This is a genomic window from Nocardia elegans NBRC 108235 (genome assembly GCF_001612845.1).
GTDB classification, from domain to species: Bacteria; Actinomycetota; Actinomycetes; order Mycobacteriales; family Mycobacteriaceae; genus Nocardia; species Nocardia nova.
The window spans coordinates 61,059-76,671 of record NZ_BDBF01000040.1; the positions used below are offsets into that span (position 1 = coordinate 61,059).

Consider the following 15,613-nt stretch of genomic DNA (forward strand, 5'->3'; position numbering starts at 1 on the left):
CCAGTGCAGCCTATTTCGTGCTGCGCGCAATTCCCTCCGAGGAGGTAGTCATGAGCGTTCACGCTGATCCCGAAAAGGCGTATGTGTGGCTCGACGGCGACGGATACCGTGCGCCGGCGGGCACCCTGCTGCCCACCGACCCGTTCGCCGATAACCTGGTGTCCGGCTCTGTCATGTGGGATGCGTTCGGCGGCATCGAAGCTGGCTTCGAGCTGAACGGCACCCGCGACGTCACCCCGAAAAAGGTGTGGAACCGCCGCCGGGCGCCCTACAAGGTGGTCAAGTCGCCCACCGAGGAGCGCATCAAGCTGCGGTGCGTCGACTACTCGGTCGCATCGACGCTGACCGCGCTGCAGGGCGGCAGCATCTCCGAGACGTCGCCCGGCTCGGGTGTGTTCCTGTGGAACGCCGGCGACGACGAGGACTTCGCGTTCGTCGGTGTCCTGCGCGACGAGGACGGCAACGCCGGTTTCTACTCGCCGCGCGTCACCCTGACCACGCCGCCGCCGCGGACCTTCGGCAAGGAAGACCTCGACGGGTTCGAGTTCGAGCTGCTCGCGCTCGATCCGTTCGTGCCGTTGACCTCGTGGAACCCGCTGTGGGGCAACTTCGTGGTGACCCTGCCCGCGGGCACCACCGCTGGCACCTTCACCCTCGGGTTCGGTGGGCAGAACACCAGCGGCATCGCCTACAACGCCGCGAACTCCGCGGTGCAGACAGCGCTCGAAGGGCTGTCGACCATCGGCACGGGCAACGCGACCGTGACCGGCTCGGCGGGCGGCCCCTACACGGTGCTGATCAAGAAGCCCGGCCAGCTCAGCGCGGACGGCTCGGGCCTGACCCCGTCCGGCACCGTGTCGGTCGAGCAGGGGTAATCAGTGGCGACACAACGCAAGTCCGGCGCCTCGACGGCGTCGACCTCGCGGCGCACGGCGCGGCCGGCTACCCCGGCCGCGCCTGTGGCGCCGGAACGGATCGGCATCCTCGACGAGCTCGGCGTCGACGGCGGCGACCCGCAGCCGATCGCGCTGCTCGGTGTCGAGTGCGACGTGCGCCGGCGCTTCACCGGCGACGAGGCCGCCATGTTCTATCACCTGCTGCTCAACGACAAGATCGATGAAGCGCTGACGCTGATCACCAGTGCTACCGACGGTCCGGCGCTGTGGGAAAAGATCCGCGTCCTCAGCCCCGACCACGCTGCGCGGGCCCTGAACCGGATCACGGCGATATCCGGGATCTATCCCGAGGGGGAACCGTTCGCGCCCCGGCCCTTGCCGAGCTACTCGAGCCCGGCCGCTGGGGCGCAGCCTTCGCCCGAGTCCAGCACTACTACGGACTGAATCTGCGCGCGGCTCTCGCCGAGATGCCGCACCAGGATGTCGCCGCGCTGCTCAAGGATTCGGCAGCGCGCGACACCCAATCGGCCCGCGATTCGGAGAACATCGCGCGCCTGGTCGACCGCCTCGACTATCTGCTCAATTTCGACTACGTCGGCGCCACAACAGATCCGGATGACCCCGACGTCAAACGCGAGCGTGAGCGCCGCAAAGAGGCCGGCTTCAAACCGCCACCGCTGCCGATCCTCGCGCCGGTCGCGCTGCGCGATCCGGACGTCACCGCCGAGCTCGCCGAGCGCGCTCGCGCCGAGCACCAGAAGTACGAAGTGCCCCCGCCCCGCAAGGTCAGTTTGCGGGAGCTGATGGCCCGATTCGACGGGAGGAGGTGACCGCATGGCCGGTGGCCGGATCGACATCCTCGTAGCGCCCGATACCCGCGAGTTCGCGGGCAAGTTGAAGCGGGACCTGCAGCCCGCGATCGGGGCGGCGACCGCGCTCGGTGGCGCGCTGGGGCTGGCGTTCGCCGGCACGGCCGCATTCGGCCAGATCATTCGAATTGGCAACGATTTCACGACCACGCTCAACACGATGAAGGCGGTCGCGAACGCGTCTGCCTCCGAGATGGCCGAGGTATCGGAGAAGGCCAAGCAGCTCGGCAACGACATCACCCTGCCGGGCACCTCGGCCAACGATGCCGCGGCGGCGATGACCGAGCTCGCCAAAGGCGGGTTCAACGTCAAACAGTCGATGGACGCGGCGAAGGGCTCGCTGCAGCTGGCCGCCGCCGCCCAGATCGACGCCGCGCAGGCCGCGACCATCCAGTCCGCGGCCCTGCAAGCGTTCGGGCTGCAAGCCTCCGACGCGACCCGGGTCGCCGACGTGCTCGCCAACACCGCCAACGCGTCGAGCGCCGAGATCACCGACGTCGCATACGCGTTGCAGTCCGGCGGGGCGGTCGCCCACCAATTCGGGCTCACGGTCGAGGACACCGCGGCGGCGATCGGTCTATTCGCCAACTCCGGTATCAAGGGCTCCGACGCCGGCACCCTGCTCAAATCGGCGTTGCTGGCGCTCACCGACCAGGGCAAGCCCGCGCAGCAGGCGATGCAGTCGCTCAACCTGACGGCCTACGACGCACAGGGCAAGTTCGTCGGACTCCACAGCCTGTTCGGTCAGCTGCAGGACGCATCGAAGCGGATGACCGACCAGCAGTACCAGGCCGCGACCGCGACCCTGTTCGGCAGCGACGCAGCACGGTTGGCCGGCATCGCCGCGGAGAAGGGCGCCGCGGGCTACGACGCCATGCACGACGCCATGTCGCGGCAGGGCTCGGCCGCCGACGTCGCGAACGCGAAAATGCAGGGCCTGCCCGGCGCGATGGAGCGGATCCAGAACGCCGCCGAGGGCATGGCCCTCGAGGTGTACGACCTCGCTAAGGGGCCGCTGACGGCATTCGCCTCCGGCGCGGCCGATCTGATCAACGACGCGACCCCGCGCCTGGTCGACGGACTGCACACCGCGGCTGACGGCGCGGTCGAGTTCGGGCGCGCGGTCGCGCCCGTGGTGAAGTTCGTCGCCGACCTCCCGGCGCCTGTGCTCGCCGCGACCGCGGCACTGGTCGCGCTGCGCGCCAGCGGAATCGGCAACACGCTCGGCACCCAGGTCGGCAACGTCCGCGACAAGTTCCGCGGCTTCAACGAAGAGATGGCGGTACAGCAGCAGCTCGCCGCCCGCAGCGGTGTCGAGCTCGGCCGCTACGGCGCCGCGATTGCCACCCTCGAGGCACGCGTGCCCGTGCTGTCGAAGATGGGGGAGGCGTACCGCAACACCGCGGAATCGGCGACCGTGTTCGCCCGCACGCAGGGCACCGTCGCCGCGGCATCGTCCGGGCTGCGGTCGGCGGCCGGCGGTGTGGTGTCGATGCTCGGCGGACCGTGGGCGCTGGCGATGACCGCCGGTGTCGCCGCGATCACCGCGAATATCGAATCGGCGATGTCGGCGAAGGCCGCGCAGCGCGCACTCGCCGACGCCACCGCCCAAGGCGCAAGGGCGCAGGCCGATTTCGCGAAAGCGGTCGGCGCCGCCAACGGCGGACTGTCACAGCAGGCGGTGTCCGCGGGTTCGGCTGCGGTGCAGGCGAGTTTGAAGCAGATCACCGAGCTCGGCGAGCGCGGGCACAGCTCGATTGAGAACCTCGGGCATCTGCTCGACAACGTCTCCGGCAACGCGTTCGGCAGCAACGACGCGTGGGAGAAGGAGTACGACAAGGTCACCGGCGCGACCGAGCAGTATGAGGCGCTGCGCAAGGTGATGGGCGACCTGAAGCTCGACATGAACGGTGTCGGGGAAGTGGTCACCCAGGGCGGGCCCGCCTACGACAACCTCATCGCGAAACTGGAAGCCACCGGCGACGCCGGCAAACAGGTCGCCGCGACGTTGAAGACCGCGCACGATCAGCTCGCCGAGGCCGCACGCGCCGCGCAGACCGCGAGCCCCGGATTCTTCGACCTGTCCGCCGCGGTGAAGATCCTCGCCGACCAGTCCAGCTCGGCCGCCGACCGCATCGACGCCATGAAGACCGCGCTGCAGGTGCTTTCGGGCAAGCCGGTCGCCGTGCAGGACGCACTCGCGAAATACAACCAGCAGGTTCGCGAGACCGCGCAGGCCACCGTCGACGTGTGGGACAAGACCCAAGGGTTCGGGCAGGCGCTGATCGGGCAGGGCGGCCAGGTCGACACCGCCACATCGAACGGCCAGCGGCTCTACGACTCGCTGACCAAGATCCGTGACGCGACGATCACCGCGGCCGAGGCCGGCGCGAACATGGATCCGATCATCGCGCAGAACGGCAAGCAGTTCGAACAGCTCGCCGCCTCAACCGGATTGAGTGTCGACCAGGTCCGCGTGATGGCCGAGCAGCTCGGCTACCTGCCCAAGGACATCACGATCCTCGCCCAGCTCAAGGGCGCCGACAGCGTCGAGCAGCAGCTCGTCGTCGTCGAGGGACTGCTGCGCACCAACGCACAGGGTGTCGACATCCCGGTTACCGCGCTCACTGCCGAAGCGCGGGCCGAACTCGACCGTACGGGTGCGAAGGTCGAGGAGGTCAGCGGCAAGCCCGGCATCGTGCATGTGTCCGCGCCCGACCTGGCGGCCGTGATCGCGAAGCTCGACGAACTGATCAACAAGAACCTGCCGGACAAGACGCAGCGGATCAACGTCGAGTACCAGACCCGCGGCGAGGCACTCACGCAGCAGGGCAAGCCGTCGGACTTCGTCGGACCGGTCACGGTCGCGCCGAAACCGCGCGCCGACGGCGGTATCGACAACCTGCCAGGGCAGGCGACGGTCTGGTCGGCGCAGACTCGCTACTACCAGGTATCCGAACCCGAGACCGGCGGCGAGGCATTTATTCCGCTGGCGCCTGCGAAGCGGGCCCGGTCGACCGAGATCCTCGGCACCGTCGCATCGCATTTCGGGTACGGGCTGACGCCGATGGCCGACGGCGGAATCGCCATCGACCGGACCATGACCGCATTGCGCGCCGAGGACGGCAAGCCCTACCAGTACGGCGGCGTCGGCAACCCCTCGTGGGACTGCTCGGCGCTGGTCTCCTACGCCTACGCACTGCTGAAAGGGCTCGAACCGCACGTCCGCTACTTCACCACCGAATCGGATTTCGGCGCACTCGGATTCCTGCCCGGCTCCGACCCCACCGGCCGCGGGCTGCAGATCGGCGTGTACCGCGGCGGGGGCGGCGAGTACTCGCACATGTCCGGCAAGCTCAACGGCACTCCGATCGAGTCGAACTCGTCCGGCGTGCACATCGGGCCCGGCGCAACCGACCCGGGCGACTCACAGTTCCCGCTCAAGATGTATCTGCCGGGCAGCGCGTTCAACCCGCCGGACAACAGCAGCGGCCGAAAGAGCAAGCGGCGCAAAGAGAAGTCGTGGGACGAGTCCGACGAACTCGAACTGCAGTCGGCGATCGTGTCACGCGACAAGGCCAACGCACAGGCCGCGAAGGACGCCGCCGACCCGAAGAAGGACGCCAACGACAAGAAGCAGGCGCAGATCTCGGCACAGCAGGCCGAGCTCCGGGTCAAGGAACTCGAGCAGAAGAAGTCCGACGCGCAGGGCAGCGGCGGCGACGTGCCCGAAGCACCACCGCTGCAAGGGAACCTGACCGACGACCAGATCCGGTTACAGGAACTGCACCAGGCCGTCGAGGACGCCAAGTTCGACCGCGACGACGTCTACGCGGACCCGACCGCGACCGAGGCCGACCGGCACAAGGCCGACCTCGACTATCAGAAGGCGATCAACGCCGAACGCGCCGAGATCAAGAAACAGCGCGAGGAAGCGTGGGGCCTCGGCGGCAGCAGTACCGGCGGACCGGTCGCGCTGCTCGGCGAAGCGGTCAAGTCCGCGGTGACCGGCGCGGCCGGTGAGGCGCTGTCGGCGATCGGTCTCGGCGGCGACATCGGCGGCACAACCGGCGCGCTGATCGGCATCGCCGCGACCGTGGCCCAGAAACAGGCCGCCAACGCTGCCGATGCGGCACCGCCCCCGACGCCGGCGCCCGCGAGCGACGACGAAATCCGGGCGCAGGGACCGGTCACGCCCGGCACATACAACTGGCTGCCGCAGCTGCTCAAGACGTTTCAGCTCCCGATGGTGCTGCGCGACCAGGGCGGCCCGCTGCCGCACGGTGTCGCCGCGCTCAATCTCTCCGGCGAGGAGGAATACGTGCTCTCACCCGGCGACCTGCGCAACGCGCGCACGCTCGCGGCCAGCCGCGCCCCGGCGCCCGCACCCGTCCACAACATCGACGGCAGCGTGACGATTCAGAACCTCAACACCGGTATGTCGGCGGGCGAGTTCCGGCGCGAATGGCGGCTGATGCAGACCGATCAGCGCGACCGCATCACAGGATTGAGCCGCCGCGGATGATCCCACCCGACGACACCCTGATCGAGATCGAGGGACCGCGCGGCCAGATGTGGACCGTCGCCGGTGAGGGCCAATGGGATCAGGGCGTGGCCCTGGCCGACGAGGAGGCCGGCACCGACTTCGACGGCATGTTCGACGTGCCGACCACCGCGCTCTACAACAGCACGGCATTCCAGATCGGCGCCGACTTCGACGGCATCCGCGAAGACAAATACGATTTCGTCCTCGCGTTCGAGATCGAGCCCGCGAACGGGCTCACTGTGGCGCAAGTCGATTCGCTGTTCCGCACATCGTTCAGCTTCAAGCGTGACTCGAAAATCTGGGTGACGGCGAACAAGTCGCGCCGGCATCTGCCGGTGCGGCTCGGCGGCAAACCGCGGATCAAGTCGAACAACGACCCCAACTCCGAGAAGGGGCTGCGGGCGCTGATGCCGCTGGTCGGCCGCTACCCGCGGTGGATCGAGGCGCCGCAACCGTCGTCGTTCTACACCGAGACCGACACCACCGGCGGCGGCACCGAGACCGGGTACGTGTGGATCGACAACCCTCTGCCCGAGGACTACGACGCGTGGCCGATCTGGGAAGTGCAGGCGTCGTACGAGGGCGTCACGGTCAAGCTGCCCGACTATTCGTTCGGCAGCGATCTGCACGAGCGCGCCGAAGAGGACGCGCTTCGCAAGGTGCCGCTCGCCCCGCTGCATCTGGGCGAGCATCTGCGGATCACGACCGACCCGATGAGCATGGGCGGCCAGTACAACACCGCCACCAAGAGCGAATACGCCGGCCGCATGAACGGTCTGCGGTTCATGTACCCGATCCCGGGCGGCACCCCGCGCCAACAGGTCCCGATCACGGTGACCGGTGCGCCGAAGAACACCCGGATCCGGGTCACCGTGCCGCGTGAGTGGCCCCGCCCGTGGGGGATGGACGAATGACGCTCGTCGCCGAGGAAATCGATTTCGACGCCGTATTCGGCGAGATCGTCGAGCAGCTCCGAAAGGACGACGAGCGGCGACTCATCCCGCCGACCATGACGCTCTACGACGGCGACATGGTCGCGGCCGGCGAAATCCACCGCGAGATCAGCGCGAAATTCACTCTGCCCGAGAACGAAACGGGCAAGGGTGTCGTCGAGCTGCCCGCGCAGTACTACCTCGCCCGCTGGATGACCAACGTCCACAAGCGGTCGAAGAAGAACGTGATCATCACCGTCGAGAAGGACGGGGCCCAATGGTCCGGATTCCTCGACGACCTCGAGCAGTTCAAGGACCCCGAGACCGGTCAGCGCATCGTGCGGGCGACATTCCTGCACGACTACGAACATCTGAAACACATTCTCGTCTACTGCAATCCGTTCCTGCCGCCGGAATTCCAGTTCCCGCGCGTGTTCATCCTCGGGCCGCTGCCCGCGCGGTTCGCGCTGACGCTGACGCTGTTCCTGCAGCTGCTGCGGCTCGAGGGCAACCTGTGGACGCTGCCCGACAACCCGCTCGACCCGTCGCAGTGGCTCGACCTCGACCAGTCGCATTGGTCGCAGGTGGTCGAGCCGGTCGACCTGTTCACCGACTCCTCGACGATCTGTTTCGTCCACTCGCGGTTCAAGTACTTCCACGACGTACAGAAACGCATCACCGATGATGCGCAGCTGACGTGGCAGCCGCGGCGGCACAAGGCCGGCGATCCGCCGCCGTGGCCCGGCGCGAATGTGAAACCGGGCGCGATCATCTGGAAGTTGGTCGACAACTCGGCATGGAACACCGAGACCAGTTTCGGCGGTTCGGTGTGGACCGGGCTCGTGCGCGCAGTCACCGAGATTGCCTCCGACGGATACACCGAGGGTGTCGACATCATCGACGACCCCACCTTCCCGAGCGAGTACGGGCAACCGAACTACTGGGGCACGATTCCCCGTGCGCCGCAAGTCATCCTGCGCGACGGCGAGCACACCGCCATCCAATCGAACTCGTTCCACTGGAAACCGGCGACCGACGTCGGATTCGTAGCCGGAGGACACTCGGCCTACGGCGTAAACGAGCTCATCGGGGCAGCGGTCAACTTCGCCGGGGACCTGGTCAGCGCCATTATCCCAATCGGCGCACCGCCCCTCGGGGGCGTATTCGATGCCCTCGCGAAGCCCCTCTACACCGACGTCGTCGCCGCCTGGCAAAAGATCAAACTGATCGACCGCGCGCAAGAGCTCGGATGGTCGCACCTGCACGAAACCCTTTGCACGGGAAGCGATCGCGCGTACTGGGTGAACGCACTCATCGCGCTACGCACGGGCATCTGGCGGACGTCGGAGAAAACCACGCACACCGTGACCGTCGTCGACGGCATGGAGGGGCTGCGGATCGGTCAGAACGGCAAGGGCAACGCCTGGCTCGGTACCCGCATCGGCACCACCGTCAAGGACTGGGGCGAGCCTGGCCGCGTCTACGTCGACCGAATCAGCGAGCTCGTCCTCGAGTGGGGCCGCGACAAGGCCGTCGCGTGGACCATCACCGTCGGTCACCGCGACCCCGAGGACCCGATTGCGAAAGCAATCGAGATGGCACAAGAGCTGTTCAGCATCACCCGAGACCTGGGTGTCCTGTAGGAAAGGCGATCCGCGACCAATGGCCGGCCGTATCTGGCGTATCGAAGACATCAACCCGGACGACCCGGAAGAACGGTTTTTGCCTGCGCTGCAGTGCATTCCGCTCGGACCGGCGATGCAGAAGATCACGATGCCCGAGCCGCTCGCGCGCATGATCTCCAAGCACCTCACCGAGTGCGGGTGCCCGCCAATGGATCCCGCGCTCGCCACCAAGCAATACCAGCCACCGCGGCGCGGGATCAATCACCCGCTCAACGGTGATGCCGATTGGGTGAAGCCCGGCACCCCGCCGCCCCCCGCGTATCTGGTGCAGGACCCGGAGAGCCTCACCCGGCACGAGCAGGAAGCACAGCTCGAGCGGTATCGGCACATGGGCTACCGAGTCGAGAAACCGGTACCCGAGCCCAGCACGCTCGCCGCAGAGGACGCACTCGACGAACCACCGCGGTTCAACCCCAGCGATCACACCGTGACCGAGGTGTGCGTGTACCTGCGCGAGCTCGGCGACACCGACCCCGTCGAACGTGGCCGCGTCCTCTACGCCGAGCGACACGGCAAGAACCGCAACGGAATTCTCAGGAGGTTCGAATGAGTTTCCGCACTGCCTACGGCAACGAATGGTCCGAGAACGGGTGGCGGATGTGCAACCGCGACGCGTGCGAGCTCGTCGACGGCCCGTGGATGGATACAGCCCCGCTGCGCTCTGGGGCGCCGGCGATCATCCTCGGCGATTTCGTGCGCCGCTACGACCGCGAGGTCGCGCCGGTGCTTTCGGAAGTGTGGGGCTGGTCGGCGCTCAACAACGTGGGCGATTCGAATCACCTGTCCGGCACCGCGGTCGATATCAACGCGCCGCAGTGGGCGTGGGGAGTGCGCACCATGCCCGCCGCCCTCGTCGACCGGATCGAGGCACTCGTCGCCGAGTACGAGGGCGCCGTGTTCTGGGGCCGCTGGTGGGACCGCCCCGACGAAATGCACTTCCAGATCGGATGGCCGGAATCGGATCCGCGACTGGACCGCATCGTCGCGAAGATCACCAACCCGACACCGGCATACAACCCGCGCACCGACCCGTACGTGCGCGCCGGATTCCTGCAACTCATCCCCCCGAGTAGGTGGCCGCAATGACCGTGACATGGGCTGACACCAGCCAGTACAACACCGACAACGGGGGCCGGTCGCTGCCGATCGACGCCTCGTATCCCTGGCCGGTCTACAGCTTTCGCACCAACTCCGGCGACAAGACCGACACCATCGCGGTCGAGAACGCACGCCGGGTGCGGTCGCTGCTCGACTCCGGCAAGCTCGCCCTCGCCCTGCCCTACTACTTTTTCCGGCCCGGGCAGGCCAACTGCGACCTGCACCGTGACGTGCTCACCGAGGGCGGACTGTGGGGGCACCCGCGGCTGGTCACGATGGTCGACGTCGAGAGCGCCAACGGGCAGATTCGCGGCGACCAGTCCGACGAGGTCAACGACGAGGTCGACCGACTGCGCGGCTGGTACGCCAATGCGAAACGCGTAGTCGGCTACCTGAACGCGGTCGCCGACGCCGGACTGTGGCGCACCCGCCCCGACGCGCTGCCGTTCATCACGCCGAACTACAGCCACACCCCCGGCGTGTGGGCGTCGACCCCGCCGCCGAAGTGGATGCAGGCCCTCGCATTCGCGCAGCAGTACACCGACCGCGGCCGGTGCGCACCGTGGCCGAATCCCGTCGATCTCAATCAGTCCCCGCTCGAGCTGCCGCAACTGCTGGCACTGCTCGGAATCGAAGGAGGTACCGCCGTGTCCGATCCCATCGTCGATGGCGCCGGCCAACTGCACCCGTTCGCCGACAAGATCCGGCCGATCCTGCATCCGGACAACGTCAACAGCTCGACCCGATCGCCCGAGGCCGCCTGGCCATATGACATGTGGGCCGACATGTGGAACGAAACCGTCTGGGACGGCTTCACACTGCCCGGCGTCGACGCCGACACCCCGGACCCCGAACGGCATTCGCTCGTCGGCTGGACGCTGACCGGCGTAGCCGAAGGCCGCGACCGCGGCGAGATCCTGAAACGGATCGAGGCCAAACTCGACCAGGCGCTCGGTGGTGCGCAGTGACCGGGCCGGCTATCGAGCCGGACGGCACGCCCTCGCCCGTGCCGACACAGGTGCAGCACCCGTGGCGCACTATCGCCCGCACGATGGTGCAGCTGCTCGTCGGGCTGCTGCCCGCGCTCCCGGTGTTCGTGCAGGCATCGGGGATACCGGAGACAACAGCGGGAGTCGGCGTCCTGCTGGCCGTCTCGGCCGCGGTCGCTCGGCTGATGGCGGATCCGCGGATCGAGGCACTCCTCGCCACAGTCGCGCCGTGGCTGGCCGCCGCGCCGAAGCCGCGCGAGGTCGAGAGGTGACCGACCCGGCGCAGCCGTGGCGATCATGGGCGCGCCTCGTGCGGCTGCGGGTGCGGTTGATCTGGCCCGAGGTCGTGCTGATCGAGGTGTGCGTCCTGGTCGCCGCACTGTGCCGGGGCATCGACTATCTCGCCCCGCCGGTCGGCGGCACGGCCACCCTCTCGGTTATCGAACGAACCATGCCACTGGAGGCGTGGGCCGCAATGTTCATCACCGGCGCGGTGCTCGGACTCGTCGGACTCGTGGGGGACAGGTGGCCGCTCGCCTCGATCGGGCACGCGGTCCTCGCCGCGGCGTATGCGGGCTTTGCCGTGGGCGCCTTCTGCGAGGTGCTTCGCCGGGCACCGGTCGAGGGCTGGCGCACCCCGACCGACTGGCTGCTCGTATTCGCGGTCGTGCATTGGGGTTACGCGGACGCGGCGCTGGATGTGTGGAGAGAGAGGCGGCGGAGTGGATGAGATCTGGCAGCGCGCACCCGAGTGGGCGGTCGGGGCAGTAGTGATCCTAGTGGCGATCGGCTACATCGGCCGGACCGCGGCCGAAACGTCCGAAACGTGGGCCCGGCTGCTGGGCCCGCTGGGGCGCCGTTGGCGCGAACGCGGGGAGCGTCGCCGGCAGATCCGGATAGAGCAGCGCGAAGCCCGCGCGGCCGATCTCGAGGACATGACGCGCCAGCGTGACTACCTGGCGGGTGCGCTCGACACGTGCCGCAGCGAGCACGAGGCGACCGCCGGCTATCTGCTCTACGACGCCCGCTGGCACTACGACGCCGAACTGGCCGCCGCAGCAGCGGGCTACGAATCGCCCGCGCACCTCTCACTGCGGCAGTGGCGGGACGTGAACGGGGTCGGACGATGACAACCCCAGGCAATCCTCCACTACCGCCACAAGGTTCGTATCACCTCGGCAGCGGGTTCGGGCAGAAGGACACCGAGGACGTCGCAACCTCGAAGATGACCGCTGGTGTGCTCGGCACATACGAAGACGTCCAGGAAAAGATCGGCACCAATCTCCACACGCCGATCCTCACCGCCCAGGGCACCGCGAGCGCGGCTCAGGCCGCGGCCGGAACCGCGTACACGCAGGCGCAGGCCGCGATCAACGCCGCAGCGAACGCTGGAAACAAAGCCGATATCGCCTACGAGAACGCGAACGACTGGCAATTGGAGTTCGTGCACTCGTCGGCCGAGGTGGTGCGCGCCACCGGGGAAGTCTTGGTCGGGCCGATGTTGAATGTCCGCGACGGTCAGCTCGCGATTCTGACGGATGTCCATGCCGCATTCTTGGAACAGCACGGCGGGCTGACGTTTGAACTGCGCATTTGGAATCCCGACAACACGGCGTACAGCGTCGCGTACACCGCAGTGATCGAGCCGAATGTGACGCGGCGCCACTTCCCGGCGCTGACGGTCAACGTCGAAGACTTGGAACGGTTCTGGGCGTACGTGACCGACATCGTCGGCAGCGCCCCGCCGACCGTGCTGTCGATATGTGTCGCTGGTGTTTTCATCGAGGATCCGGAGTTTGCATGAAAGCGTTCGAGTACATCTCAGCGAGCCATGGTTTTCAGGAATCGCTGTCGATCCAGCCGAATCGGGAAGCGCTGTGGGCGAAGGCGTTCGGCGTCGACAGTCTGGATGGCATGTTCGATATGACGCCGGTCGAAAAGGCGATTCCACTGTTCGATGCCGCGATCCGCAAGTTCAATTCCGATCCGGAGGAACTGCGCCCCTTTCTTGCGGCCGATGACCCGATCGGGTTGCGCGGTAACCGCGGCGCGCTGGTGAAGCTCCGCAAGCACATGGATCTGTTGGGCGGAACGATCTCAGGCGCGGTCGACGAGGCGTGAGCACGTACGTGGGGCGGCATTGGCCGCTCGCCGTGGCCGCTTGGAGCGACCTCGACGTGTATCACGCCCGCGCGGACGAGAATCCGATTCGGCCGCCGTGGAAGAGCACGAACTCCTCCCGCACGGTGCAGCTGGTGAGCAACCAGCTCGTGATCGCAGACGCGCTCGAAACGCCGTTTCAGGTCGGCGGTGTGTCGTACGAAATGATGCCGTTCACAACGAATTACGGGTGCGAGTACGACCTGCGCATCGACGGCAATATCATTCAGCAGCAGTTTTGGGCGATGGCGATCTCGCCGTCGTGGGCGAAAGTCGGATTCAGCGACCTGATCAATCTGCCGATGGTCGCGATCTGGCGCGACGTGGCGAGCACGACACAGAACATTCGAATCATCATTTACCGTAGTCTCGCGCAGATCGACACGCTCGCGCAGTCCGGCAGCATCGATGGTCTGATCAATAACCAGTGGTACACGCTGACGATGCTGGTCGAGCGCGACCGACTCATCCGCGTATACGTCAACGGCACATTCTGTTTCGCGTACTGGCTGCCCGCGCAATACGCCTCAGGTGTCCTGCGCCGCGGAATCAACATGCTCAACCAAACGACCAACCCGGCCTACGTCCGAAACTTCAAGCTGTTCGACCGGCAATCGGACTTCCCGACCCTCGTCGAGGCCGATTGGGCGCTGACGAAAACTGACGACTTCGACCGTCCCGACGGCGCTGTCGATAACGGATGGGTGCAGGTCGGCACCGACGCCGGCATTGTGGGCGGCAAATGGACGAGCACCGGCACGGCCAACGGCAGCCGGGCGCTGCTCACCAACACCGGCGCCACCGACGGCCAGCAGCGCGTCGTCGGCAAGTTCGGCAGCGCCCCGAACTCGACAGCCGACAGCAGCCTGCTGCTCCGAGTCTCCTCCGACGGCACGACCGGCCTCGCGAGCAACTACTACAACGGCCGCATCTACTTGTCCAGATTCACCGGCGGGTTGGCCAATCCGACCATGGTTGATTACCTGTCCGACGCCGCGGCGCTCGACGGCACCGAGACCGTCGAGTTCGCGTGCGACGCGCAGCACGCGTGGATCAAGGTGAACGGCGCGACTGTGCTCATGGCCGATCTGAATAACCAAGTAGCGGTCGCGAATTCGTGGGCAGGCGCTCGCGTCGAGCGCACCTCGGGCACGAACTCGCCCTCATGGGACCGACTCAGCGTCTTCCGACGCGCCACGTAGCAAGGAGGCACCCGAACATGACCGTGATCAGCGACAAGATCACCGATATCGCGGGGCTCGGCGAAACCGACAACGTCGTGTTCGAAACGATCACAATCCGCGACAACATCGGCGAGACCGCGATCGTGACCACCCGCCGCCACAGCTACGCGCCAGGTGAAGACGGCACTTTCACCACCGACGATCTCGACCCCGGGCCCGCGAGAGTGCGAGTCGGATTGAGCACCTACAACATCGAGATCCCCGACACCAGCGACGCCATCCGGCTGATGCCGCTGATCGAAGCCGCGCTGCCGATGCCGCCGGCCGAAACCGCAGCCGCGGTGCACAACTTCGGCGGTGTCTCGGGCATGAAGGCCGTCACCCAGTCCTGGTGGGACAGCAACCCGCACGACCCAGCCACGTTCTACATCGTGCTGCCCGATTGATCGGAGAAACGAAAATGACTGTCGCACACGAATTCCCGCGATTCCATCAGAGCTTGCTCAACGGCGAGATCAGCGTCGCCCACACCTGGAAGGCGACACTTCACACCGCGAGCTACGCGCTCGACCCGGACAACCACCGGTATCAGTCGAGCCTCACCAACGAGATCCCGAACGGCAACGGCTACACGACCGGCGGTCTTACTGTCGCGAACAAGGTGCTCGCCTACGACGCGGCAACCGATACCGCGTGGGTCGATTGCGACGATCCGGTGTGGGATCCCTCGACACTGTCGAACGTCCGGTACTGCGTCATCTCGGATGTGAATTCTGGTTCGGTCGCAACGAATCCGCTGATTCTGTATGTCGATTTCGAGGCGAACAAGTCGTCGGATAACGCGCCGTTCAAAGTCACTATCAACACCGCCGGGATCCTGCGACTGCAGGCACAGTAGTCATGCCGATCTGGCTACACGGCGACGCACCGGTCGGCGTCTACGTCGGCGAGATCCGGGCCCGGCGCATGTACTTCGGCGATGTCGAGCTATGGAGCGGCGACGTTCCGGTCGATGTACTGGGGCCGCCGGCGCGCGGCCGAGGCACTGTGCCCGCCCCGGCCGTGTCCGCCGGATTCATCGCCGAACTACCCGCCCCGGCCGTCGGTATCGGATCCGCCCCGGCGCCCGAGGTGGTCGGCGGCGTGGGCGGCATCGCGCCGCCCGCGGTCGGCGTCGGCTCGGTGCCCGCTCCGGAGTTCTCCGGCGGCGTGACCATATTCGCGCCGCCTGCGGTCGGCGTCGGCACGGTGCCG

General features: G+C 67.0%; 17 protein-coding genes and 1 pseudogene. All 18 read left to right on the forward strand.

Annotated elements, in window-relative coordinates; genetic code table 11:
• Nucleotides 1–17: 17 nt before the first annotated feature.
• Nucleotides 18–875 carry a hypothetical protein gene (locus NE2_RS36625; RefSeq protein WP_174553981.1) on the forward strand — a complete coding sequence of 286 codons (858 nt, stop codon included), beginning with the start codon at nucleotides 18–20 and terminating at the stop codon, nucleotides 873–875.
• 84 nt (nucleotides 876–959) lie between these two features.
• Nucleotides 960–1,340: a hypothetical protein gene (locus tag NE2_RS25880; protein WP_146165191.1), complete on the forward strand. Its 381-nt coding sequence runs from the start codon at nucleotides 960–962 to the stop codon at nucleotides 1,338–1,340.
• A 23-nt stretch (nucleotides 1,341–1,363) separates the two neighbouring features.
• Nucleotides 1,364–1,726, forward strand: coding sequence for a hypothetical protein (locus NE2_RS25885; protein ID WP_063030243.1), 363 nt, complete (start codon nucleotides 1,364–1,366; stop codon nucleotides 1,724–1,726).
• Between the two features lie 4 nt (nucleotides 1,727–1,730).
• Nucleotides 1,731–6,290 (forward strand): phage tail tape measure protein, encoded by a 4,560-nt coding sequence (locus NE2_RS25890; RefSeq protein ID WP_063030245.1) that lies wholly within the window; start codon nucleotides 1,731–1,733, stop codon nucleotides 6,288–6,290.
• Nucleotides 6,287–7,225, forward strand: a complete 939-nt coding sequence (locus NE2_RS25895) for a hypothetical protein (protein ID WP_063030247.1) — start codon at nucleotides 6,287–6,289, stop codon at nucleotides 7,223–7,225. The genes NE2_RS25890 and NE2_RS25895 overlap by 4 nt, the downstream gene beginning before the upstream one ends.
• Nucleotides 7,222–8,886, forward strand: coding sequence for a Gp37-like protein (locus tag NE2_RS25900; protein ID WP_063030249.1), 1,665 nt, complete (start codon nucleotides 7,222–7,224; stop codon nucleotides 8,884–8,886). The genes NE2_RS25895 and NE2_RS25900 overlap by 4 nt, the downstream gene beginning before the upstream one ends.
• Before the next feature lie 19 nt (nucleotides 8,887–8,905).
• The gene (locus NE2_RS25905) at nucleotides 8,906–9,478 is read left to right on the forward strand and encodes a phage gene 29 protein family protein (RefSeq protein WP_063030251.1); all 573 of its coding nucleotides are present in this window, start codon (nucleotides 8,906–8,908) and stop codon (nucleotides 9,476–9,478) included.
• Nucleotides 9,475–10,014: a M15 family metallopeptidase gene (locus tag NE2_RS25910; protein WP_063030253.1), complete on the forward strand. Its 540-nt coding sequence runs from the start codon at nucleotides 9,475–9,477 to the stop codon at nucleotides 10,012–10,014. The genes NE2_RS25905 and NE2_RS25910 overlap by 4 nt, the downstream gene beginning before the upstream one ends.
• Nucleotides 10,011–10,994, forward strand: a complete 984-nt coding sequence (locus NE2_RS25915; protein ID WP_063909481.1) for a hypothetical protein — start codon at nucleotides 10,011–10,013, stop codon at nucleotides 10,992–10,994. Before NE2_RS25910 ends, NE2_RS25915 begins: the two co-directional genes overlap by 4 nt.
• Complete coding sequence (locus NE2_RS25920) at nucleotides 10,991–11,287, forward strand: hypothetical protein (RefSeq protein WP_063030255.1); 297 nt, start codon at nucleotides 10,991–10,993, stop codon at nucleotides 11,285–11,287. The genes NE2_RS25915 and NE2_RS25920 overlap by 4 nt, the downstream gene beginning before the upstream one ends.
• Nucleotides 11,284–11,745 carry a hypothetical protein gene (locus NE2_RS25925; RefSeq protein WP_063030257.1) on the forward strand — a complete coding sequence of 154 codons (462 nt, stop codon included), beginning with the start codon at nucleotides 11,284–11,286 and terminating at the stop codon, nucleotides 11,743–11,745. Before NE2_RS25920 ends, NE2_RS25925 begins: the two co-directional genes overlap by 4 nt.
• Entirely contained in the window at nucleotides 11,738–12,145 is a 408-nt protein-coding gene (locus tag NE2_RS25930) for a hypothetical protein (protein WP_146165192.1), read from the forward strand. Before NE2_RS25925 ends, NE2_RS25930 begins: the two co-directional genes overlap by 8 nt.
• On the forward strand, nucleotides 12,142–12,819 hold the full coding sequence (locus tag NE2_RS25935; RefSeq protein WP_146165193.1) for a hypothetical protein: 678 nt from the start codon (nucleotides 12,142–12,144) through the stop codon (nucleotides 12,817–12,819). Before NE2_RS25930 ends, NE2_RS25935 begins: the two co-directional genes overlap by 4 nt.
• Nucleotides 12,816–13,136 (forward strand): hypothetical protein, encoded by a 321-nt coding sequence (locus NE2_RS25940; protein WP_063030263.1) that lies wholly within the window; start codon nucleotides 12,816–12,818, stop codon nucleotides 13,134–13,136. Before NE2_RS25935 ends, NE2_RS25940 begins: the two co-directional genes overlap by 4 nt.
• Nucleotides 13,133–14,377: a hypothetical protein gene (locus NE2_RS25945; RefSeq protein ID WP_063030266.1), complete on the forward strand. Its 1,245-nt coding sequence runs from the start codon at nucleotides 13,133–13,135 to the stop codon at nucleotides 14,375–14,377. The genes NE2_RS25940 and NE2_RS25945 overlap by 4 nt, the downstream gene beginning before the upstream one ends.
• A gap of 17 nt (nucleotides 14,378–14,394) precedes the next feature.
• Entirely contained in the window at nucleotides 14,395–14,805 is a 411-nt protein-coding gene (locus NE2_RS25950) for a hypothetical protein (protein WP_063030268.1), read from the forward strand.
• Nucleotides 14,806–14,819: 14 nt separating this feature from the next.
• The gene (locus tag NE2_RS25955) at nucleotides 14,820–15,257 is read left to right on the forward strand and encodes a hypothetical protein (protein ID WP_063030270.1); all 438 of its coding nucleotides are present in this window, start codon (nucleotides 14,820–14,822) and stop codon (nucleotides 15,255–15,257) included.
• A gap of 2 nt (nucleotides 15,258–15,259) precedes the next feature.
• Nucleotides 15,260–15,613 (forward strand): annotated as a pseudogene (locus NE2_RS25960) (hypothetical protein); the annotation flags it as partial.

What these genes read in the sequence shown, in the direction of transcription:
- NE2_RS25915 (WP_063909481.1), top strand. Translation starts at nt 10,011, where the DNA reads ATGACCGTGACATGGGCTGACACCAGCCAGTACAACACCGACAACGGG.
- NE2_RS25890 (WP_063030245.1), top strand. Translation starts at nt 1,731, where the DNA reads ATGGCCGGTGGCCGGATCGACATCCTCGTAGCGCCCGATACCCGCGAG.
- NE2_RS25935 (WP_146165193.1), top strand. Translation starts at nt 12,142, where the DNA reads ATGACAACCCCAGGCAATCCTCCACTACCGCCACAAGGTTCGTATCAC.
- NE2_RS25950 (WP_063030268.1), top strand. Translation starts at nt 14,395, where the DNA reads ATGACCGTGATCAGCGACAAGATCACCGATATCGCGGGGCTCGGCGAA.
- NE2_RS25905 (WP_063030251.1), top strand. Translation starts at nt 8,906, where the DNA reads ATGGCCGGCCGTATCTGGCGTATCGAAGACATCAACCCGGACGACCCG.
- NE2_RS25910 (WP_063030253.1), top strand. Translation starts at nt 9,475, where the DNA reads ATGAGTTTCCGCACTGCCTACGGCAACGAATGGTCCGAGAACGGGTGG.
- NE2_RS25900 (WP_063030249.1), top strand. Translation starts at nt 7,222, where the DNA reads ATGACGCTCGTCGCCGAGGAAATCGATTTCGACGCCGTATTCGGCGAG.
- NE2_RS25885 (WP_063030243.1), top strand. Translation starts at nt 1,364, where the DNA reads ATGCCGCACCAGGATGTCGCCGCGCTGCTCAAGGATTCGGCAGCGCGC.
- NE2_RS25955 (WP_063030270.1), top strand. Translation starts at nt 14,820, where the DNA reads ATGACTGTCGCACACGAATTCCCGCGATTCCATCAGAGCTTGCTCAAC.
- NE2_RS25940 (WP_063030263.1), top strand. Translation starts at nt 12,816, where the DNA reads ATGAAAGCGTTCGAGTACATCTCAGCGAGCCATGGTTTTCAGGAATCG.
- NE2_RS25895 (WP_063030247.1), top strand. Translation starts at nt 6,287, where the DNA reads ATGATCCCACCCGACGACACCCTGATCGAGATCGAGGGACCGCGCGGC.